This is a genomic window from Micromonospora sp. BS32, from assembly GCF_059089345.1.
This window is the reverse complement of sequence record NZ_JBSSHR010000023.1, coordinates 25,277-43,802: the sequence shown is the minus strand read 5'-3', so window position 1 is coordinate 43,802 and position 18,526 is coordinate 25,277. Positions and strand designations below refer to the sequence as shown.

Below are 18,526 nucleotides of genomic sequence, written 5' to 3'. Positions count from 1 at the left end.
CGCGGGTCGCTCACCTGCTAGTCCGGATTCGATAATGCACATTATGTAAAGCTGATCGGGTGGGGGCCTCCTCCGGGAGGGGCACGGGTGCGTCCCGTGCCGGCAGCACGAGCAGCGCCAGCACGGCGACCAGCAGCACCGACGCGCTCACCGCAGGCAGGGCCGCGCCCAGACCGAACGCACCGACGAGCGCCGGGCCGACCAGCGCGCCGCAGACCGCCGCCGTGGCGTCGCTGGCGTAGAACGTGGCGGCCACCCGGCCACGCACCGCGTCCGGCGCGGCCGTCTGCAGGCGGTGCAGCGTGGCGACCAGCACCACCGCGCCCGGCACGCCGCTCACCGTCACCGCCGCCAGCCCCAGCCACACCAACGTGGTGGAGGAGAACGCGGTGAGCGAGTTCGCGACGGGGCGCAGCAGGGTCCCATCGGACGGGCGCTGGCCGCTCCCGCTCCCCTCCTCTGCGGGTAGCCCGGAACCTGAGAAAGATGCATAATATGCCTTATGCATGACAAACAGGACGAATCGGTAGGACGGCTGATCGAGGAGTTCCTGACCGCGCGGGCCACCCGCAAGCCCTCCCCCCACACCCTGGAGGCGTACCGACGGGATCTCTGCGGCGTCGCCGCGCTGGTGGGTGCGGGCACCGCCACTCCCCTCCCCCTCGATGAGCTGATGATCTCGGAGCTCTCCCCCCGGGTGATGCGGGCGGCGTTCGCCCGGTACGCCGCTCCCCGCGCGGCGTCGTCGGTGCACCGCGCCTGGTCGGCCTGGAACAGCTTCTTCACGTTCCTGGTCGCCGAGGGCGTGGTGGCGGGTAATCCGATGCCGGCGGTCGGGCGTCCGCGCGCCCCGCTCCCCCAGCCCAAGCCGCTGCGCGGCGAGGACACCCCGGAGGAGTTGCTCGCCTCGGTGGCCCGGGAGGACGAGCGGCAGCGGGACCCGTGGCCGGAGCGGGACCTGGCGGTGCTGGCCCTGGCGCTCTGCGCGGGGCTGCGCCTGTCGGAGCTGCTGGCGTTGCGGGTGTCGTCGTTGTCCGGGCGAACCGGTGAGCGCCGGGTGGGCGTGGCGGGCAAGGGCGGCCGGCCGCGGGTGGTGCCGATTGAGCCGGAGCTGGACCGGGTGCTGGTCGCCTACCTCGCCAGTCGGGGTCGCCGCTTCGGGTCGCGCAGCGTACGGCCGGACTCGGCGCTGCTGGTGGACCGGCGGGGTGAGCCGCTGCGCCGGGGCGGGCTGCAGTACCTGGTGGACTCCTGCTACCGGCGGGCCGGGATCACCGACCGGGTGCCACGGGGGGCGCGGCTGCACGCGCTGCGGCACACCTTCGCGACCCGGTTGGCCGAGGACGGGGCGAGCGCGGCGGAGATCATGCGGCTGCTGGGGCACGCGTCGTTGGCGTCGTCGCAGACGTACATCGAGGTGACGGCGGGTCAGCAGCGGGCGGCGGTGCGGTCCAACCGGACGAACCGGGCGCTGGCCGGGTTGCTGCCGTCCGCTCAGGACTCCTGAGGTACGCCGAGCTCCCTGGTGTCGGGCCCGCGTTGGAGGGCCCGACCGTCAGGTGACCGTGGGCGGGACCTCGGCCGGCGGGGTCGCCGTAAGGCTGGTGGATGCCTCATGCCACGTGATTGCCTCGGACGGTCGGCCGGTACGTCGCGATGATCACACCGGTTGTCGTCGGCACGCAGTCGGCCAACTCCATCGTGGCGTAGCCGTCCTCGCCGTCGGCGAACAGCTTGGTCCCCGCGCCCAGTGTGAGTGGGTGGATCGACAGCAGGTAGACGTCGACCAGGCCGGCCCTGGCCAGCGACCGCACCAACTCGCCGCTGCCGAGCACGACCAGGGTGCCCTCGACGTCGCGCTTGAGCGCGGCCACGGCCTCGGCCGCGCCGCCGTGCAGCAGCGACGAGTTCTGCCAGGGCAGTGGTTCGCTCAGCGTTCGCGAGGCGACGTACTTGGGCTTGCGGTTGAGGACCTCGGTGTACGGGTTGCCGTCGGTCTGCGTGGACCAGAAGCTGTGGAACTGTTCGTAGGTGCGGCGGCCGAAGAGCATCGCGCCGTCCTGACTCATACTTCTGCCCATCGTCTCGGCCATGACATGGTCGGCATACGGACGAGCCCAGCCGCCGTGCGCGAATCCTCCCCGTACGTCTTCGTCCGCCCCACCCGGCGCCTGCATCACCCCGTCGAGCGATACGTTCTGCACCACGACGACCTTGCCCATGACGGTCTCCTCGCGTAGCGGCCAGCCCTTCGCCGGCCTCTCTCCAGCTACACGAACGCCACCGCCCGGGATCGACATCGCGCGGGCGAGGATCCGGTGCCGGCCTCGACCGGTACGGAGGCTGCCGGGCGCGACCGGCGTTCGTGGCGGCGCTGGCCGACGCGGGGGCGGTCGGCGCGGCGGATCGGCGGCGGGCGGACGCGGTGCTCGGGTGGCTGCCCCGGTGGTGGGAGGTGGCGGATGCGATCCGCCGTCGGGATGTGGCAGGCTGAGGTCGGACGCGACTGGCGGCACGGGGATGGGTCAACCATCGGGGAGCTCGTCGCGGGGGTCGACCGCCTGGGCCTCCGCGGACGAGGTGAGTCATGTCTGTTTCCCCTTCCGCGACGACGACCACGGCCCGGCTGCTGCCGGGTAAGCCGGTGGCGGAGAAGATCCTGACCGAGGTGGCCGAGGGTGTGTCGGCGTTGCGGGCGGCCGGGGTGACCCCGGCGTTGGCGACGGTGCTGGTCGGTGACGACGACGCGAGTGCCGGCTACATCCGGATCAAGCAGCGGCAGGCCGCGGAGCTGGGGTTCGAGTCGCCGCACGTGCACCTGCCGGCGTCGGCGACGCAGGCGGACCTGCACCGGGTGCTGGAGGACTTCAACGCCGACGCTCGGGTGCACGGGGTGCTGCTGCAGTATCCGATCCCGGGGCATCTGGACTACGACCGGGCGTTGCAGGTCCTCGACCCGGACAAGGACGTGGACGGGATGCACCCGGTGAACATGGGCCGGTTGGCGCTGGGGCTTCCGGGGCCGCTGCCGTGCACGCCGGCGGGGATCGAGGCGCTGTTGGCGTACCACGGGGTGCCGGTGTCCGGTCGGGAGGTGGTGATCCTGGGTCGGGGTGCCACGTTGGGTCGGCCGCTGGCGATGTTGCTGGCGCAGAAGCGGCCGACGGCGAATGCGGCGGTGACGGTGGTACACACCGGGGTGGCGGACTGGCCGCGCTACACGCGGCGGGCGGAGATCCTGGTGGCGGCGGCCGGGGTGCCGGGCATCGTCCGGCCGGAGCATGTGCGGCCGGGCGCGGTGGTCGTCGGCGGTGGGGTGCGCTACGAGGGGCGGCGGTTGCTGCCCGACGTGGACGAGTCGTGTGCGGAGGTGGCGGGGGCGATCACGCCGCGGGTCGGCGGGGTGGGCCCGACGACGGTGGCGATGCTGTTCCGCAACGCGCTGCGGGCGGCGCAGGGGGCGGCCGGGCGGGGCTGAGCGCCGAGCGGACGGGCCGGCCGGTTCCGCCGCGGGGGGCGGGTCAGCCGAGGTCGACGACGAGGGGCCGGTGGTCGGAGATCGTCGAGCGAGGGGTGTTCACGGCGGTGACCGGCGGCAGCCGGTCCAGCCCCTGCCGGTCGGCCAGGACGTGGTCGAGCTGCACCCGGGGCGCCGCGGCCGGGTAGGTGGGGCGCCGGCCCAGTGGCCGCCAGCCGGACAGCAGCCGGGCGGGGCCGGCGGGCAGGTTGAGGTCGCCGAGCAGGATCCGCGGGGCGGGCAGGGCGCGCAGTGCGCGGACGACGCGGCGTAGCTGGAGGATGTTCCAGCCGGGGACGAAGGACAGGTGGGTGGCGGCGACGGTCAGTGGGCCGTGTGGGGTGTCCAGTACGGCGGCGAGGACGACGCGGGGTTCGTCGCGCAGCAGGACCACCCCGCCGCCGGTGCCGGGCACGTAGATCGGGGATCGCACCGGTGCGGGGCGCAGCCGGGTGACCTGCCAGGAGCGCACCGGGTGGCGGCTGACCAGGCCGATGCCGTAGCAGGGTTCGCCGTGCCCGTCGTCGTCGTGGCGCAGCGGGCGGAACTGCTCGCCGGGGGTGCCGACCACGGCGGCGGCGAAGCGGTGCTCGGGGGCGTCGAGGGCGCGGGCGGCGATGGCGGTGAGGTCGAGGTTGCCGCTGCGTGACTGGTCGCGGTCGACCTCCTGCAGGGCCAGTACGTCGGCGTCGAGGGCGCGCACGGCGGTGGTGAGCCGGTCGGGGTCGACCAGGCCGTCGGTGAGGGAGCGGCCGTGCAGCAGGTTGAAGGTCGCCAGGCGCACTCCTGCACCCTACGTCCCCGTGGCACAGTTGCCCGATGGTCAAGGCGTTGCTCTGTTCGGTGCTGCTGTTCGTCGCGGTCGCCTCGGTGGGGTTGTGGCTGCGCCGGCGTCGGGGGCGTTGAGGCCGGTGGCCGGCGGTGAGGTCGGCCACAGGGTGCGGCGGTGTGTCGGGGTGGGTGGGAAGAATGGCCGCCCGTGGATCCCCTGTCGCTGACCACCCTGCTCGCCGCGGCCGCCATGGCGGGCTGGGTCGATGCGGTGGTCGGTGGGGGTGGGTTGCTGCTGTTGCCGGCGCTGCTGGTGGCGGCGCCGGGGGTGCCGGTGGCTACTGCCCTGGGCACCAACAAGCTGGCGGCGATCGCGGGCACCTCCACGGCGGCGGTGACGTATGCGCGCCGGACGAAGGTCGACTGGGCGGTGGCGGGGCCGTCGGCGGGTCTGGCGGTGCTCTGCGCGGGGGTGGGCGCGGCGTTGGCGGGTGCGGTGCCGGCGGGGGCGTACCGGCCGGTGGTGCTGCTGGTGCTGGTGTCGGTGGCGCTGTTCGTGGTGTTGCGACCCCGGCTGGGGGTGGTGGCGGTGCCGCAGCGGCGTACCCGGCTGCGGGTGACCGCGGCGGTGGCGGTGGCCGGGGTGGCCATCGCCCTGTACGACGGGCTGATCGGGCCGGGTACGGGCACGTTCCTGGTGGTGGCGTTCACCGCCCTGGTGGGGGCGGATTTCGTGCACGGTTCGGCGATGGCGAAGTTGGTCAACGCCGGGACGAACCTGGGCGCGCTGGTGGTGTTCGCGGCGACCGGGCACGTGTGGTGGCTGCTGGGCGCGGCGATGGCGGTGTGCAACATCGCCGGGGCGGTGCTGGGGGCGCGGATGGCGTTGCGCCGGGGTGCGGGTTTCGTGCGGGTGGTGCTGCTGGTGGTGGTGCTGGCGCTGGTGGCGAAGCTGGGTTACGACCAGTGGCTGGCCGGCTGAGCGGGATCGCCCGGCCGGCCAGCCGTGGGCGGGTCAGGCGTGCCGGACCACGTCGTCGTAGCCGAGGCGCGGCAGCCGGGGGAACCAGGCGTCCGGGCCGGGGTGGCCGATGTTGACCAGCAGCAGGGACTTCCAGCCGGTGTCGGCGAGGAATTCCTTGTCTACGCCGGCGGCGTCGAAGCCGCCCATCGGGCCGGCGGCCAGGCCGGCGGCGCGCACGCCGAGCAGGAAGTAGCCGACCTGCAGGCCGGCGTTGAACCGGGCCATCTGCTCGCGGCCGGCCGGGTCGCCGGCGAAGTGGTCGCGCATGCCGGGGCGGATCGGGAACACGGTGTCCAGGTGCTCGTGGAAGTCGGTGTCGGCGGCGAGCACGGCGACCACCGGGGCGGTGGCGGTCTTGGCCCGGTTGCCCTCGGCGACGTGGGTGAGCAGCCGGTCGCGGCCCTCGCCGGGGCGGACGAACAGCACCCGCAGGGGCTGGATGTTCATCGCGGTCGGCGGGTACTTGACCAGGTCGAAGATGGCGCGCAGCTGGGCGTCGTCGACCGGCTGGTCGGTGAAGGTGTTCGCGGTGCGCGCTTCGGTGAACAGCTGGGCCTGGGCTTCGGGGCTCAGGGTGATCAGGTGTTCGGGCAGAACGTCGGTCATCGGTTTCCTCCGACTCGCGGGAAAGGTGCTGCTGCAACGGTAGCAGCTAGCTTTTTAGAAGTGCCTAACGCGATGGTAGGACCACGTATGCTGGGCACATGACAGCCTGCCCCCCGGCCGACGGCGGTCCCCGCGCCTGTGCCGGGGGCGTGGCCCGGGCCTTCGCGTTCCTCGGTAAGCGGTGGAACGGGGTGATCCTCGGCACCCTGTCGCACGGTCCGGCCGGTTTCGCCGAACTCACCCGGGCGCTGCCCGGGATCAGCGAGTCGGTGCTGTCCGACCGGCTGGGCGAGCTGGCCCGGGTCGGCCTGGTCAGCCGCACCGTGCGGGAGGGCCCGCCGCTGGGGGTCAGCTACCGGCTAACCGAACGCGGGGCCGCGCTGCTGCCCGCCCTCGACGCGCTGGCCCGCTGGGCCGACGAGAACCTGCCCGCCGAGCCGGCCGGGGGCTGCTGACCCGATGCCGGTCCGCGCCGAACACGACCGGGACGCCCTGGCCGCCCTGCTGCGCCGCGACCCGGTGCTGCACGCCTACCAGCTGGGCGATCTGGACGACTTCTTCTGGCCGTACACCTCGTGGTTCCGCCGCGGCGACCAGGTCGCGCTGCTCTACCACGGGGTGACGCCGCCGGTGCTGCTCGCCTTCGCCGCCCCGGACGACCTGCCGGAGATGGCCGCCCTGTTGGCGGATCTGGCCCCGATGCTGCCGACCCGGGTGTACGCCCACCTCACCCCCGGCCTGCTGCAGGTGCTGGGCCGCTGGTTTGCCGTCGAGCCAGGTGGCGGCGCGCACCACCGGATGGCTCTGACCGACCCGGCCCGCCTGGCCACCGTCACCCCGGCCGGCGACGTGCTCGACCGTGCCGACCTCCCGACCCTGCGCGCCCTCTACGCCGCCGCCTACCCGGGCAACTGGTTCGACCCGCGGATGCTCGACACCGGCCAGTACGTCGGGATCCGGCACGGCGGCGACCTGGTGGCAGTGGCCGGGGTGCACGTGTACTCGCCCGCGTACCGGGTCGCCGCGCTGGGCAACGTCACCACCCACCCCCGGGTACGCGGCCGGGGCCACGCCGCCGCCGCGGTCGCCGCGCTCTGCGCCCGGCTGCGCCCGCACGTCGACCACGTCACGCTCAACGTCAAGGCCGACAACACCGCCGCCGTGCGCCTCTACGAACGGCTCGGCTTCACCCGGGTGGCCGACTTCGGCGAACACCCGTTGACCGCTTTCGATCGCGCGCGGAAGTCTGCCATGTCCAGCCGCCCCGCCGGGTCAACAACCCGACCCTGACCTGGGCCGGTGTCGGACCGGCCGCGGGCCTGCGGCCCCCTAGCGTCTCCCGGCAGAGGCCGCGTCATTACGCGGCGGAGCCGAAGGAGTACGTATGGCAATCAGCGCAGGACAGCGCCGGAGTCGGTGGGCGGTCATCGCCGCCGCCACGACGGCGCTGGTCATCGTGGCGGCCGCCCCGGCCGTCGCCGCCCCGGGCGTCGACCCGGCCATCGTGGACCGCAGCGCGAATCCGGGTACGGCCATCCCGATCAGCAAGGTCGTGCACACCCCGCCGATCCCGCCCAAGCCCGACATCGTGCTGCTGGTCGACACCACCGGCAGCATGAACAACCCGATCGTCGACGTGCAGGCCAACCTCCAGCAGGTGATCAGCAACGTCCGGGGGGTGCAGCCGGGCGCGCAGTTCGCGGTGGCCTCCTACCGGGACGAGGGCGACGGCGCGGAGCTGTTCCGGGTACGGCAGAACCTCACCGGCGACGCCACCGCCCTGCAGACCGCGGTCAACGGCCTCGCCGCCGGCGGCGGCGGGGACGAGCCGGAGGCGTGGGTGAACGCGCTGTTCCAGGTCTCCGACGGCGCGATCGCCTACCGCTCCGGCAGCAGCCGTCTGGTGGTCCTGATCGGCGACGCGCCCAGCCATGACCCGAGCGCCGGGCACACCCTCGCCCAGGCCACGGCGGCCCTGCAGGCCGACGAGGCCAAGGTGCTGGCAGTCAGCGTCACCGGCCCGGGCAGCGGTCCCGGCCTCGACGTCACCGGTCAGGCCACCGCGGTCACCGACGCGACCGGCGGCCAACTGGTCGACAGCGCCCCGGACACGGTCACCGCGGCCATCCTCAGCGGCCTGCGGGATCTCGACGTCACCGTCACCCCGACCGTGACCTCCTGCGACCCGGGGCTGACCGTCACCTTCGACGCCGCCTCGCGCACCCAGCAGAGCGGCACCGACGTGCCGTTCGCCGAGACCATCACGGTCGCCGGCGACGCGACGCAGGGAGCAACCCTGCACTGCACCGTCGACTTCCTGCTCAACGGCCTGTCCGGCGGGCCGGCGTTCGTGGAGCAGATCGCCGTCACCGTCAACGACGTCACCCCGCCGGTGGTGGTCGTCGACGACAGGACCGTCGAGGCGACCAGCCCCGCCGGAGCGGTGATCAACTACCCGGCCACGGCCACCGACAACGTCGACGGCCCGCTCACCCCGACCTGCGCGCCGCCGTCGGGCGGCACGTTCCCGCTGGGGGCCACCACGGTCACCTGCTCGGCCACCGACGCGGCCGGCAACACCGGCAGCGACACCGCGGTGATGCGGGTGGTCGACACCACCGCGCCGGTCACCCAGTGCGTGCCGACGAACAACCCGAGCGGGGACAACACCCCCGGCTCGTACAACCCGGACGGGTTCTACCAGCTCACCGCGACCGACATCGTCGACACGGCGGTGCAGGTCTTCATCGCCGACGCCGCCGACCCGACGGTGACGTTCGGCCCGTTCCCCGCCGGCACCAAGATCAAGCTGGTGCAGGCGCCGGGCGCCCAGTCCAAGGTCAAGGACGGCACCGGGGACATCGACTACAAGGTCACCCTGCGCGGTGACGCCCTGATCACCGCCGTGGACGACTACGGCAACAAGTCCACGGCGACCTGCCTGGTGGCGCCGCCGCCGAAGTGACCCGACGATGAGTGACGGGGGTGGCCGGCACGCCGGTCACCCCCGTCGCGCGTACCCGGGTGGATCAGCGGCGGCGACTGGGCGAGTCGAAGCGGCCGGCGCGCACCTCGCGCAGGGCCCGACGCCGCACCTCCCCCCGCAGGGTGTCGACGTAGAGCCGGCCGGCGAGGTGATCGGTCTCGTGCTGCAGGGCCCGGGCCAGGAACCCGCTGCCGGAGATGGTCAACGGCTCCCCGTGCCGGTCGAAGCCGCGCACCGTGGCGTGCATCGCGCGGGAGGTCGGGAAGTACAGCCCGGGGATCGACAGGCAGCCCTCGTCGTCGTCCTGCGACTCCTCGGACAACTCGATGCTCGGGTTGACCATGTGCCCACGGTGCCCGTCGGCGTCGTAGACGAAGACCTGCGCGCCCACGCCGATCTGCGGGGCGGCCACTCCGGCGCGCCCGGGCGCGCCGAGCAGCGTGTCCATCAGGTCGTCGACGAGGTCCTGCAACTCGGCGTCGAAGCTGGTCACCGGCTCGCAGGCGGTGCGCAGCACGGGGTCACCGATGATCCGGATCGGGCGTACGGTCATGCGCAGAAGGCTATCCGGGCGTTACGGCGGCGGCGGCCCCACCCCGGCGGTCACCGGTCGGCGATCAGCACGGCGACCCCGTCGAGGATGCGGGCCAGCCCGAACTCGAAGGCCCGCGCGGGGTCCGAGGGCCCCTGGTACTCCTGCCCGGCGGCGGCGCCGACCCGGGCTGCGGTGGGGAACCGTCGCGGGTCCATCGCCTGCTCCAGGTAGGGGGCGTGCGCCCGCCACCACTGCTCGTCGGTCATCCCGGTGCGCTGGGCGGCCTGGGCGGCCTCCACCGCGCCGCGCACCGCGCCGTGGACGTAGCCGTCGACGAGGGTGACGACCGCGTCCATCTCCAGGTCGGTCAGGCCGATCCCCTCGACGGCGCGCAGCTCGTAGTCGTACTTGGCGGTGACGTTGGGGCCCAGCGGCGGGCGGGTGGTGGCCACCTGCAGCAGCCAGGGATGCCGCAGGTAGAGCGCCCAGTTCTCCCGGGCGATCTGCTCCAGGCGGGCCCGCCAGCCGCCCGGGACCTCCCGCGGGCGGGCCGTCTCGCCGTAGACGGTGTCGAGCATGACGTCGAGCAGCTCACCCTTGCCCGGCACGTGCGTGTAGAGCGACATGGTGCCCACGCCGAGCCGCTCGGCGACGCGGCGCATGGACAGCGCGGCCAGCCCCTCGGTGTCGGCCACCTCGATCGCGGCCCGCACGATCCGGTCCACGCTCAGGTCGCCGCCCCGGCGGCTGGCCTTCTCGCTGGTGCGCCAGAGCAGGGCGAGGCTTCGCGCGGGGTCCCCGGTGCCGCTGTACTCGACGGTCATGCCGCCACCCTACGGACCGGTGGCGTATGGCGTACGGCTGTGGTGTGCGGTGGCGAGCAGGGCGCGCACCGGGGCGGCCTTCGCCGCGGCCTCGGCGACCTCGGCGGCCGGGTCGCTGTCCCAGGTGATGCCGCCGCCGGCCCAGACGTGCAGCCGGTCGGCGTCCGCGGCGGCGGTGCGGATGGTCAGCCCGAGGTCGATGCCCTCGGCGCCGACCCAGCCGAGCCCGCCCATGCTGGCGCCCCGGCCGACGGGTTCCAGGGCGGCGATCCGGTCCAGGGCGGCGAGCTTCGGCGCACCGGTGACCGACCCGCCGGGGCAGACCGCGCGCAGCAGGTCGGCCAGGCCCAGGCCGTCGGCGACAGCCGCCGACACGGTCGACTCGGCCTGCCACAGGTCGCACCAGCGGCGTACGGCGAACAGCTCGTCGACCCGGACCGACCCGGTCCGGGCCACCCGGGCCAGGTCGTTGCGCTCCAGGTCGACGATCATGACGTGCTCGGCGCGTTCCTTGGCCGAGTCGAGCAGCTCCCGGCGGCCGGCGGCGGTGGCCGGGCGGGTGCCCTTGATCGGCCGGGTGACCACCCGGCCGCCGGTGACCTCGACCAGGGTCTCCGGAGAGGCGCAGCCGATGGCCCAGCCCTGGCCGTGCAGGGTGCCGCCGTAGCGGGCCCCGGGCAGCGCCGCGAGCCGGGCCAGCGCCGGGCGGGGGTCGCCGTGGTAGCGGGCGGCGGCGTGCCCGACCACGTTGACCTGGTAGACGTCGCCGCGGCCGATGGCGGCACGGACGGCCTGGACCGCGTCGGCGTGCTGCCCGGCGGTCCAGCTCTCCCGCCAGTGGCCCAGCCACCACGTCCCGGTGTCGACGGCGGGCGGCGCCGGGCGGGGCGCCGCGGGGCCGTGGCCGAAAACGACCACGGCGAGGTCGGGCAGCGCCGGTGCCGGGGTGGGGGCGCCGGGCCGGGCGCCGACCATGGTGGCCCCGGCGGCGGCGGAGACGTGCAGGGCGGCCCCGCAGACGCCGTACGGGTCGTGCCGGCCGGGCCGGGCGAGGTCGGCGACGCCGAGCCCGTGCGAGGTGAGGAACTCCTGGGCGAGCGCGGCCGGATCGCCACCGTCGGTGACCCGCCACTCGAACCGTTCCCGTTCGACGAGCACGCTGCGGCAGGACGCCGGCACCGCCGGTACGTCGATCAGCGGTTGTGGGAGCGTTTCCACGCCGTCTGGACCATTCTTCCTCATCCGTTCAGCGGATTTCCGGTGAACAAGACGGATGCCTGCTCGATTCGGCGCGCTTCCGCTTGGTACTGTGCGTCACTGGTCATGTGAACCATGACACAGTGCCCCCACAGTCCGGAGAACCCGATGTGCCTGCACCAACCCACCTGCCCCTCCGCCGAGGCGACCGACCGGGAAGCCGCCCGCGTCATCGCCTGCTTCCGTGAACAGGGCTGGAGCCTGCTCTGTAACGGTGTCATCGTCTTCGAGGACACCGGGGAGCTGCTCCCCGACGGCAGCACCATCGCCCCGCACCGCGGCCCCGCCCGGCACGCCCTCGTCGCCTGAACGATCACGTTCCGTAACAGGAGCTGGTCACCCCGCACCAGGCTAGTCCCCCAACCGGGGCAAGCCCTCCCCAGGTGGACCCACCGGGGCGGCACGACGGCCGCCCCGGCCCCGCGACGGGTCAGTCCTCGAACGCCTCCGGCGCCGGGCACGAGCAGACCAGGTTCCGGTCGCCGTACGCGCCGTCGATGCGCCGCACCGGCGGCCAGTACTTCGCCATCCGGTCCACCGACCCCGGGTACGCCCCCACCGACCGCGGATACGGGTGCGGCCACGAGTCGCCGCTGACCATCGCCGCGGTGTGCGGCGCGTTGGCCAGGGGGTTGTCCCCCGCCGGCCATTCTCCGGCGCCCACCGTGTCGATCTCCGCCCGGATGGCGATCATGGCATCGCAGAAGCGGTCCAGCTCGGCCAGGTCCTCGCTCTCGGTCGGCTCCACCATCAGCGTCCCCGCCACCGGGAACGACATCGTCGGGGCGTGGAAGCCGTAGTCGATCAGCCGCTTCGCCACGTCGTCGACGCTCGCCCCGGTGGCCTTGCTCAGCGGCCGCAGGTCCAGGATGCACTCGTGCGCCACCAGGCCCTTGTTGCCGGCGTACAGCACCGGGAAGTGCCCGCGCAGCCGCACCGCCACGTAGTTCGCCGCCAGCACCGCCACCCCGGTCGCCCGGGACAGCCCCTCGGCGCCCATCATCCGCAGGTACGCCCACGGAATCGGCAGGATCCCCGCCGAGCCGTACTTCGCCGCGGAGATCGCCGGCTGCGCGTCGGCGTGCGTGCCGAGCGGGTCACCCGGCAGGAACGGCGCCAGGTGCGCGCGCACCGCCACCGGACCGACACCCGGGCCGCCGCCGCCGTGCGGGATGCAGAACGTCTTGTGCAGGTTCAGGTGCGACACGTCCGCGCCGAACTTCCCCGGCTTGGCGAAGCCGACCAACGCGTTGAGGTTCGCCCCGTCGACGTACACCTGCCCGCCGGCGTCGTGGACCTTCGCGCAGAGCTGCGCGATGCCCGTCTCGTACACCCCGTGGGTCGACGGGTAGGTCACCATGATCGCCGCGAGGGCGTCGCGGTGCTTTTCGATCTTCGCGTCGAGGTCGACCAGGTCGACGTTGCCGTCGGCGTCGCAGCCGACCACGACCACCCGCATGCCGGCCATCACCGCGGACGCCGCGTTGGTGCCGTGCGCCGACGACGGGATCAGGCACACGTCCCGGTGCCCCTCGCCCCGGTCCCGGTGGTACGCCCGGATGGCCAGCAGCCCCGCCAGCTCGCCCTGCGAACCGGCGTTGGGCTGCACGCTGACCGCGTCGTAGCCGGTCACCTCCGCCAGCCACCTTTCCAGCTGGGCGATCATCTCCCGGTACCCGGCGGTCTGCGCGTCGGGCGCGAACGGGTGGATGTGCGCGAACTCCGGCCAGCTCACCGGCTCCATCTCGGTGGTGGCGTTGAGCTTCATCGTGCACGACCCGAGCGGGATCATGCCCCGGTCCAGCGCGTAGTCGAAGTCCGACAGCCGGCGCAGGTAGCGCAGCATCGCCGTCTCCGAGTGGTGCGTGCGGAACACCGGGTGGGTGAGGAAGTCCGACGTGCGACGAAGCTCCCGCGGCAGCGCCGCGTCCACCTCGCCGGCCACCGGGTCCACCCCGAACGCCGCCCACACCGCGTCCAGGTGCGCCCCGGTGGTGGTCTCGTCGCAGGAGACCCCCACCCGGTCGGCGTCGACCAGGCGCAGGTTCACCCGCCGCTCCGCGGCGGCCGCGACCACCTCGGCGGCCCGGCCGGGCACGGTCACCGTCACCGTGTCGAAGAACGCCACGTCGGCGACCTCGACGCCGCCGGCGCGCAGCCCGGCCGCGAGCCGCGCCGCGTGATCGTGGGTACGCCGGGCGATCTCCCGCAGCCCGTCCGGGCCGTGGTAGACGGCGTACATGCCGGCCATCACCGCCAGCAGGACCTGCGCGGTGCAGATGTTGCTGGTCGCCTTCTCCCGGCGGATGTGCTGCTCGCGGGTCTGCAACGCCAGCCGGTAGGCGGGGTTGCCGTCGGCGTCGCGGGACACCCCCACGAGACGGCCGGGCAGCATCCGCTCCAGGCCGGCGCGCACCGCCAGGTAGCCGGCGTGCGGCCCACCGAAGCCCATGGGTACGCCGAAGCGCTGGGTGGTGCCGGCGGCGATGTCCGCGCCGATCTCACCGGGGGCGCGCAGCAGGGTCAACGCCAGCAGGTCCGCGGCGACGGTGACCAGCGCCCCGGCGGCGTGCGCGGCCTGCATCAGCGGCCCGTGGTCACGTACCGCCCCGGACGCGCCCGGGTACTGCAGGTGCAGGCCGAAGAACTCACCCGGCAGCTCGTCGGCGTCCAGGTCGAGCACCCGCACGTCGATGCCGAGCGGCTCGGCCCGGCTGGTGATCACGGCGATGGTCTGCGGCAGGGCGTCGGCGTCGACGACGTACACCGGGCTCTTGCTCTTCGACGCGCGGCGGGCCAGCGTCATCGCCTCGGCCGCGGCGGTGCCCTCGTCGAGCATCGAGGCGTTCGCCGTGGCCAGCCCGGTCAGGTCGGTGACCATGGTCTGAAAGTTCAGCAGCGCCTCCAACCGGCCCTGGCTGATCTCCGGCTGGTACGGCGTGTACGCCGTGTACCAGGCCGGGTCCTCCAGCACGTTGCGGCGGATCACCGCCGGGGTGTGCGTGCCGTGGTAGCCCAACCCGATCATCGACACGGCGACGGTGTTGCGGGCGGCCAACGCGCGCAGCTCGGCGATCGCCTCCTGCTCGCTGGCCGGGGCGGGCAGGTCCAGGGTGCCGTGCCAGCGGATCACCTCGGGGATCGCCGCGTCCATCAGCTCGTCGATCGAGCCGTAGCCGACGGCCTCCAGCATCCGGCGCTCGTCGGCCGGGTCGGGGCCGATGTGACGGTCGGCGAACTGCTCTGCGGTCATGAGCGGCGCTCCTACAGGGGCGAGGTCGACAAGTCGGCCTCCCCCTGAGTCACGCGCAAGCGCTCCACAGTGCCTGCCCACGTGGTCCTTTTGCCTGAGAGGTTCCGGGGAGGAAGCTGCCCCTTCGGCGCCGCCCGGATACTGCTGGGCGGTCTCTCCCGCGTGGGTGGTACCGGCACCGTCAACGCTACCAGCGTCACCGTTTCCGGCAGATGTCGTACCCCGTCACAGGGCGACGGGGGCCGCTCCCGCCGGCACCGCGCCCTCACCCGCCGCCGGCGCGGCACCGGCGCGGACCCGGTCGGCCAGGGCCGGCAGCAGCCGCCCCAGCGGCGCGTCGAGGGTCAACGCGGCGTACAGGTCACCACGGGTCGGCCCCTGGTTGGCGATGACGACCGGGATGTCCAGTTTCGCGGCGCGCAGCACGAACCGGCGGCCCGACATCACCGTCAACGACGACCCGAGCACCAGCAGCAGCCGCGCCCCGCCGACCATGGCGAAGCAGCGCGACACCCGCGCCGCGGGCACCGTCTCGCCGAAGAACACCACGTCCGGCTTCAGCATGCCGACGCCGCAGAACGTGCAGTCGACGATGCGGAACCCGGCCACCTGATCGTCGTCGAGCTCCACGTCACCGTCGGGGTTCACCGCCCCGGCCGCCGCGTCGAAGCCCGGGTTGGCCTCGCGCAGCCGCCGGTCCAGCTCCTCCCGCGAGGTGCGGTTGCCGCAGTCCAGGCAGACCACCTCGTCGAGGCGGCCGTGCAGCTCCACCACCCCCGGGCTGCCCGCCGCGGTGTGCAGCCCGTCGACGTTCTGGGTGATCACCCCGTCGACCAGGCCGGCGGACTGCAACCGGGCCACCGCCCGGTGCCCGTCATTGGGCGCCGCCCGGGCGATCATCCGCCACCCCAGGTGGCTGCGCGCCCAGTAGCGCCGCCGGGCGAGCGGGTCGCGGGTGAACGTCTGGTAGGTCATCGGGCTGTGCCGGCGGGCCGCGCCGCTGGGCCCCCGGTAGTCGGGGATGCCCGACTCGGTGGACAGCCCCGCCCCGCTCAGCACCACGACACCACCGCCGGCCACCAGGCCGGCCAGCGCGTCGATCGTCTCCGTCACCCGTCCATGCTGCCTCAGCGACCCCACCGGCGGCGACCGCTGCGCCGTGACGATCGTCGCGCCGGCCCACCGCGACCGAGCACCCACCGCGGCCCGGCGGGCTAGGTTGGCAGGTATGCGCGTCGTCATCGCCGGAGGACACGGCAAGATCGCCCAACTGCTGGAACGGGAACTCGCCGGCCGCGGCGACACCGCCGTCGGCCTGATCCGCAACCCCGCGCACACCGCCGCGCTGCACGCCCTCGGCGCCCACCCGGTGCTGACCGATCTGGAGCACGCCGGCGTCGACGAGGTCGCCGGGCACCTCACCGGCGCCGACGCGGTCGTCTTCGCCGCCGGGGCCGGCCCGGGCAGCGGCGCCGCCCGCAAGGACACCGTCGACCGGGCCGCCGCCGTGCTGCTCGCCGACGCCGCCCAGGCCGCCGGGGTACGCCGCTACCTGCTGATCTCCTCCATGGGAGTGGACGACGCGCCAGCCCCGGGCACCGACGAGGTGTGGGCGGCGTACCTGCGCGCCAAGAAGGCCGCCGAGGACGACATCCGCGCCCGGGACCTGGACGCGACGGTGCTGCGACCCGGCCGGCTCACCGACGATCCGCCCACCGGCCGGATCACGCTCGCCCAGCGGGCCACCCCCGGCACGGTCACCCGCACCGACGTCGCCCGGGTCGTCGTCGCGCTGCTCTACCACCCGGCCAGCCGAAGCCAGGTCCTGGAACTCGTCGGCGGCGAAACCCCGATCGCCGACGCGGTCGCCGCCGTCGCCGGCTAGCCGCCCAGGACCGCCCGCAGCTGCGCGCTGGCCCCACCCGCCGCGGCGGCGTCCGCCCGCAGCTGGTCCGACTGCGCCGTCAGGTACGCCTGCCAGCGGCTCAACTGCTGCTGCGCCGCCGCGACCGCCGCGAGCGCCGCGGCGTGCCGCTCCTCCAACTGCTGCAGGTTGCGCTGCAGATCGTGCGACGCGCCGGCGGCCTGCCCGGGAGCGCCCAGGTCGCCGGCGCGCCGGTGCGCCTCGGAGAGGATCTCATCGGCCTGCCGGCGCGCGTCGGCGATGATCTCCGCGCCCTCCGCGCTGGCCTCACCGATGGTCCGGTTCGCCTCGTCCTGGGCCCGCATCGCCAGCTCCACGGCCATCGGATCCGGGCCCTGCGGCGCGCTGCTGGGCAGCGTGCCGTGCCGCAGCATCTCCACCTGGCTGAGCAGCCCCTGGTTCTCCCGCTTCTGCCGCTCCAACTCGTTGAGCAGCAACGAGATCCGGTCGTCGGCCGAGCGGATCACGTCGGCCACCTCTTCGGCGGACAACCAGTGACTGCCCCGGAACCGTCGGGCCTCCAACAGGGAAAGCTGCCGTCCCACCTCCCCCTGGTCGGCCAGCGGAGACATGGAGACGCGGTCGGTGTGGTCGATGCTCATCGGGCACCTGTCCAGCTGAAGTCGCGCGGGGCAGCGGCGCCGGCCTCGGCGAGGGGCGGGTAGAGGGAGTGATCGTAGCTCTCCGTCAGGATCTGCTCGGGCTGCACACCCGAGCGACCCAGGACCGTGATGGTCTCCCGGATCATCTCCGGGCTACCGCACACCAGCACCTCGGTGTCCCCCCACGGGCCCAGCCGCACCGCCGTGTCAGCGGCCTTGCCGATCGCGCCCTGCCAACCCCAACCCGTCTCCACCGTCGGCACGTACCGCAGCCAGCCCGCGCCGCCGTTCTGCCAGGCCGCCGCCGGTGGCATCGACGCGAGCTGCGCCAACGCGGTGTCGTCGTACAGGTCGTCCGGGGTACGACCGCCCACCACCAGGGTGGTGCGCCGCCCCGAACCCTGCTGCAACGCCTCGATGACCGCCCGCAGCGGCGCCAGACCGGTACCCCCGGCGATCAGCAGCAGCGGCAGGTGCGGAGACCGGTCGTACGACGACAGCGCCGTACCCGTCGGATGGCCCAGCAGCAGCCGGTCACCGGCGCGCAGCTTGCGCACCAGATGGGTGGAGAACCGGCCGGTGGCCCGCACGTGGAACTCGATCGTCCCGTCCGCCCGCGGCGCGTTCGCCGGCGACAGGTACCGCCACGTCCGCAGCTGCGGCACCTGCACCGGCAACGACTGCCCCGGCAGGTAGTTGCACAGGTAGTTCGGGCGCACCGTGAACACGGCCACGTCCGAGCGTCGCCGCTCCGCGCCCAGCACCTCCGCCTCCCAGTACGGCGGCGAGCTGCGCTCCGCCTCCGCCGCACCGGACAGCATCAGCTTCGCCACCGCCTCGTACGCCGCCGCCCACTCCGCCCTCAACGCCGGCGTCCAGCGCGGCCCGAGGAACCGCTCCAAAGTGGTCAGCAGCGCCTGCCCCACCCAGATGTAGTGCCGCTCCCCCAACATCACCGGATTGCCGCGCTGATCCTCGCCGTGGAACCGGCGGTGGTCGGCGCCCAGCCGCTGGGTGAACGCCGTCAACGCGCTCGCATCGTCCAGATTGGTGATGATGTGCCCGAGCGCCGCGAGGAGCTTGTCCTCCTGGTACTGCATGTTCGTCGGGAACATCGACCGCGCCTCTGGCGCCACCATGAACAGCGTGGCGTAGAAGTACTTGGCCGCCTCCGGGCCGGCGGCGGAGAACTGGCTCCAACTCTGGCGCAGCGCCGCGTTGTCCATC

Annotated in this window: 19 protein-coding genes and 2 riboswitches; of the genes, 8 read left to right on the top strand and 11 right to left on the bottom strand. The window is 73.7% G+C overall.

Annotated elements, in window-relative coordinates; translation table 11 throughout:
• Nucleotides 1–10: 10 nt before the first annotated feature.
• Complete coding sequence (locus tag AC5RWQ_RS26065; RefSeq protein WP_494285279.1) at nucleotides 11–508, bottom strand: hypothetical protein; 498 nt, start codon at nucleotides 506–508, stop codon at nucleotides 11–13.
• Between AC5RWQ_RS26065 and AC5RWQ_RS26060 the strand changes: the two genes are divergently transcribed.
• Nucleotides 503–1,507 carry a tyrosine-type recombinase/integrase gene (locus AC5RWQ_RS26060; protein WP_494285278.1) on the top strand — a complete coding sequence of 335 codons (1,005 nt, stop codon included), beginning with the start codon at nucleotides 503–505 and terminating at the stop codon, nucleotides 1,505–1,507. The genes AC5RWQ_RS26065 and AC5RWQ_RS26060 overlap by 6 nt on opposite strands.
• Before the next feature lie 106 nt (nucleotides 1,508–1,613).
• On the opposite strand, the gene AC5RWQ_RS26055 is transcribed toward AC5RWQ_RS26060, so the two are convergent.
• A complete protein-coding gene (locus tag AC5RWQ_RS26055) occupies nucleotides 1,614–2,222 on the bottom strand; it encodes a dihydrofolate reductase family protein (RefSeq protein ID WP_494285277.1) in 609 nt (202 codons plus the stop codon).
• A gap of 270 nt (nucleotides 2,223–2,492) precedes the next feature.
• Nucleotides 2,493–2,574: riboswitch (ZMP/ZTP riboswitch) on the top strand.
• A gap of 13 nt (nucleotides 2,575–2,587) precedes the next feature.
• Between AC5RWQ_RS26055 and AC5RWQ_RS26050 the strand changes: the two genes are divergently transcribed.
• Nucleotides 2,588–3,478 carry a bifunctional 5,10-methylenetetrahydrofolate dehydrogenase/5,10-methenyltetrahydrofolate cyclohydrolase gene (locus AC5RWQ_RS26050; protein WP_334491333.1) on the top strand — a complete coding sequence of 297 codons (891 nt, stop codon included), beginning with the start codon at nucleotides 2,588–2,590 and terminating at the stop codon, nucleotides 3,476–3,478.
• A gap of 43 nt (nucleotides 3,479–3,521) precedes the next feature.
• On the opposite strand, the gene AC5RWQ_RS26045 is transcribed toward AC5RWQ_RS26050, so the two are convergent.
• Complete coding sequence (locus AC5RWQ_RS26045) at nucleotides 3,522–4,301, bottom strand: endonuclease/exonuclease/phosphatase family protein (RefSeq protein ID WP_494285276.1); 780 nt, start codon at nucleotides 4,299–4,301, stop codon at nucleotides 3,522–3,524.
• Between the two features lie 195 nt (nucleotides 4,302–4,496).
• Here AC5RWQ_RS26045 and AC5RWQ_RS26040 point away from each other — a divergent pair, with 195 nt between their 5' ends.
• Nucleotides 4,497–5,270: a sulfite exporter TauE/SafE family protein gene (locus AC5RWQ_RS26040; RefSeq protein WP_494285275.1), complete on the top strand. Its 774-nt coding sequence runs from the start codon at nucleotides 4,497–4,499 to the stop codon at nucleotides 5,268–5,270.
• A 33-nt stretch (nucleotides 5,271–5,303) separates the two neighbouring features.
• Here the strand turns inward: AC5RWQ_RS26040 and AC5RWQ_RS26035 are convergent, their stop codons facing one another.
• Nucleotides 5,304–5,918, bottom strand: coding sequence for a malonic semialdehyde reductase (locus AC5RWQ_RS26035; RefSeq protein WP_494285274.1), 615 nt, complete (start codon nucleotides 5,916–5,918; stop codon nucleotides 5,304–5,306).
• Between the two features lie 98 nt (nucleotides 5,919–6,016).
• On the opposite strand from AC5RWQ_RS26035, the gene AC5RWQ_RS26030 reads away from it, so the two are divergent.
• From AC5RWQ_RS26030 to AC5RWQ_RS26020, 3 genes are all read left to right on the top strand, one after another.
• Nucleotides 6,017–6,373 carry a winged helix-turn-helix transcriptional regulator gene (locus AC5RWQ_RS26030; protein ID WP_494285273.1) on the top strand — a complete coding sequence of 119 codons (357 nt, stop codon included), beginning with the start codon at nucleotides 6,017–6,019 and terminating at the stop codon, nucleotides 6,371–6,373.
• A 4-nt stretch (nucleotides 6,374–6,377) separates the two neighbouring features.
• Nucleotides 6,378–7,208 (top strand): GNAT family N-acetyltransferase, encoded by an 831-nt coding sequence (locus tag AC5RWQ_RS26025; RefSeq protein WP_494285272.1) that lies wholly within the window; start codon nucleotides 6,378–6,380, stop codon nucleotides 7,206–7,208.
• Nucleotides 7,209–7,302: 94 nt separating this feature from the next.
• Nucleotides 7,303–8,883, top strand: coding sequence for a VWA domain-containing protein (locus AC5RWQ_RS26020; RefSeq protein ID WP_494285271.1), 1,581 nt, complete (start codon nucleotides 7,303–7,305; stop codon nucleotides 8,881–8,883).
• A gap of 64 nt (nucleotides 8,884–8,947) precedes the next feature.
• Here the strand turns inward: AC5RWQ_RS26020 and def are convergent, their stop codons facing one another.
• The 3 genes from def to AC5RWQ_RS26005 are packed head-to-tail and all read right to left on the bottom strand — an operon-like array spanning nucleotide 8,948 to nucleotide 11,505.
• Entirely contained in the window at nucleotides 8,948–9,457 is a 510-nt protein-coding gene (gene def, locus AC5RWQ_RS26015; protein WP_494285270.1) for a peptide deformylase, read from the bottom strand.
• A gap of 50 nt (nucleotides 9,458–9,507) precedes the next feature.
• Nucleotides 9,508–10,263 (bottom strand): TetR/AcrR family transcriptional regulator, encoded by a 756-nt coding sequence (locus AC5RWQ_RS26010; RefSeq protein WP_494285269.1) that lies wholly within the window; start codon nucleotides 10,261–10,263, stop codon nucleotides 9,508–9,510.
• A gap of 9 nt (nucleotides 10,264–10,272) precedes the next feature.
• Nucleotides 10,273–11,505, bottom strand: a complete 1,233-nt coding sequence (locus AC5RWQ_RS26005; RefSeq protein ID WP_494285268.1) for a chorismate-binding protein — start codon at nucleotides 11,503–11,505, stop codon at nucleotides 10,273–10,275.
• Nucleotides 11,506–11,628: 123 nt separating this feature from the next.
• On the opposite strand from AC5RWQ_RS26005, the gene AC5RWQ_RS26000 reads away from it, so the two are divergent.
• Nucleotides 11,629–11,829, top strand: a complete 201-nt coding sequence (locus AC5RWQ_RS26000; RefSeq protein WP_200214490.1) for a DUF5999 family protein — start codon at nucleotides 11,629–11,631, stop codon at nucleotides 11,827–11,829.
• Nucleotides 11,830–11,950: 121 nt separating this feature from the next.
• Here AC5RWQ_RS26000 and gcvP read toward each other — a convergent pair whose 3' ends face one another.
• Both gcvP and AC5RWQ_RS25990 read right to left on the bottom strand, forming a co-directional pair.
• Nucleotides 11,951–14,773 carry an aminomethyl-transferring glycine dehydrogenase gene (gene gcvP, locus AC5RWQ_RS25995; protein ID WP_494285267.1) on the bottom strand — a complete coding sequence of 941 codons (2,823 nt, stop codon included), beginning with the start codon at nucleotides 14,771–14,773 and terminating at the stop codon, nucleotides 11,951–11,953.
• Between the two features lie 72 nt (nucleotides 14,774–14,845).
• Nucleotides 14,846–14,944, bottom strand: a riboswitch (glycine riboswitch).
• A gap of 54 nt (nucleotides 14,945–14,998) precedes the next feature.
• Complete coding sequence (locus AC5RWQ_RS25990; RefSeq protein ID WP_494285266.1) at nucleotides 14,999–15,886, bottom strand: NAD-dependent protein deacetylase; 888 nt, start codon at nucleotides 15,884–15,886, stop codon at nucleotides 14,999–15,001.
• 115 nt (nucleotides 15,887–16,001) lie between these two features.
• Here AC5RWQ_RS25990 and AC5RWQ_RS25985 point away from each other — a divergent pair, with 115 nt between their 5' ends.
• A complete protein-coding gene (locus tag AC5RWQ_RS25985) occupies nucleotides 16,002–16,658 on the top strand; it encodes an NAD(P)H-binding protein (protein ID WP_494285265.1) in 657 nt (218 codons plus the stop codon).
• Here AC5RWQ_RS25985 and AC5RWQ_RS25980 read toward each other — a convergent pair.
• Both AC5RWQ_RS25980 and AC5RWQ_RS25975 read right to left on the bottom strand, forming a co-directional pair.
• On the bottom strand, nucleotides 16,655–17,299 hold the full coding sequence (locus tag AC5RWQ_RS25980; protein ID WP_494285264.1) for a hypothetical protein: 645 nt from the start codon (nucleotides 17,297–17,299) through the stop codon (nucleotides 16,655–16,657). The two genes, AC5RWQ_RS25985 and AC5RWQ_RS25980, sit on opposite strands and share 4 nt — an antisense overlap.
• Complete coding sequence (locus tag AC5RWQ_RS25975; RefSeq protein ID WP_494285263.1) at nucleotides 17,296–18,525, bottom strand: globin domain-containing protein; 1,230 nt, start codon at nucleotides 18,523–18,525, stop codon at nucleotides 17,296–17,298. The genes AC5RWQ_RS25980 and AC5RWQ_RS25975 overlap by 4 nt, the downstream gene beginning before the upstream one ends.
• Nucleotide 18,526 lies beyond the last annotated feature (1 nt).

What these genes read in the sequence shown, in the direction of transcription:
- AC5RWQ_RS25975 (WP_494285263.1), bottom strand. Translation starts at nt 18,525, where the DNA reads ATGGACAACGCGGCGCTGCGCCAGAGTTGGAGCCAGTTCTCCGCCGCC.
- gcvP (WP_494285267.1), bottom strand. Translation starts at nt 14,773, where the DNA reads ATGACCGCAGAGCAGTTCGCCGACCGTCACATCGGCCCCGACCCGGCC.
- AC5RWQ_RS26030 (WP_494285273.1), top strand. Translation starts at nt 6,017, where the DNA reads ATGACAGCCTGCCCCCCGGCCGACGGCGGTCCCCGCGCCTGTGCCGGG.
- AC5RWQ_RS26035 (WP_494285274.1), bottom strand. Translation starts at nt 5,918, where the DNA reads ATGACCGACGTTCTGCCCGAACACCTGATCACCCTGAGCCCCGAAGCC.
- AC5RWQ_RS26050 (WP_334491333.1), top strand. Translation starts at nt 2,588, where the DNA reads ATGTCTGTTTCCCCTTCCGCGACGACGACCACGGCCCGGCTGCTGCCG.
- AC5RWQ_RS26020 (WP_494285271.1), top strand. Translation starts at nt 7,303, where the DNA reads ATGGCAATCAGCGCAGGACAGCGCCGGAGTCGGTGGGCGGTCATCGCC.
- AC5RWQ_RS25980 (WP_494285264.1), bottom strand. Translation starts at nt 17,299, where the DNA reads ATGAGCATCGACCACACCGACCGCGTCTCCATGTCTCCGCTGGCCGAC.
- AC5RWQ_RS26000 (WP_200214490.1), top strand. Translation starts at nt 11,629, where the DNA reads ATGTGCCTGCACCAACCCACCTGCCCCTCCGCCGAGGCGACCGACCGG.
- AC5RWQ_RS26005 (WP_494285268.1), bottom strand. Translation starts at nt 11,505, where the DNA reads ATGAGGAAGAATGGTCCAGACGGCGTGGAAACGCTCCCACAACCGCTG.
- AC5RWQ_RS26060 (WP_494285278.1), top strand. Translation starts at nt 503, where the DNA reads ATGCATGACAAACAGGACGAATCGGTAGGACGGCTGATCGAGGAGTTC.
- AC5RWQ_RS26025 (WP_494285272.1), top strand. Translation starts at nt 6,378, where the DNA reads ATGCCGGTCCGCGCCGAACACGACCGGGACGCCCTGGCCGCCCTGCTG.
- AC5RWQ_RS26055 (WP_494285277.1), bottom strand. Translation starts at nt 2,222, where the DNA reads ATGGGCAAGGTCGTCGTGGTGCAGAACGTATCGCTCGACGGGGTGATG.
- def (WP_494285270.1), bottom strand. Translation starts at nt 9,457, where the DNA reads ATGACCGTACGCCCGATCCGGATCATCGGTGACCCCGTGCTGCGCACC.
- AC5RWQ_RS25985 (WP_494285265.1), top strand. Translation starts at nt 16,002, where the DNA reads ATGCGCGTCGTCATCGCCGGAGGACACGGCAAGATCGCCCAACTGCTG.
- AC5RWQ_RS26065 (WP_494285279.1), bottom strand. Translation starts at nt 508, where the DNA reads ATGCATAAGGCATATTATGCATCTTTCTCAGGTTCCGGGCTACCCGCA.
- AC5RWQ_RS26010 (WP_494285269.1), bottom strand. Translation starts at nt 10,263, where the DNA reads ATGACCGTCGAGTACAGCGGCACCGGGGACCCCGCGCGAAGCCTCGCC.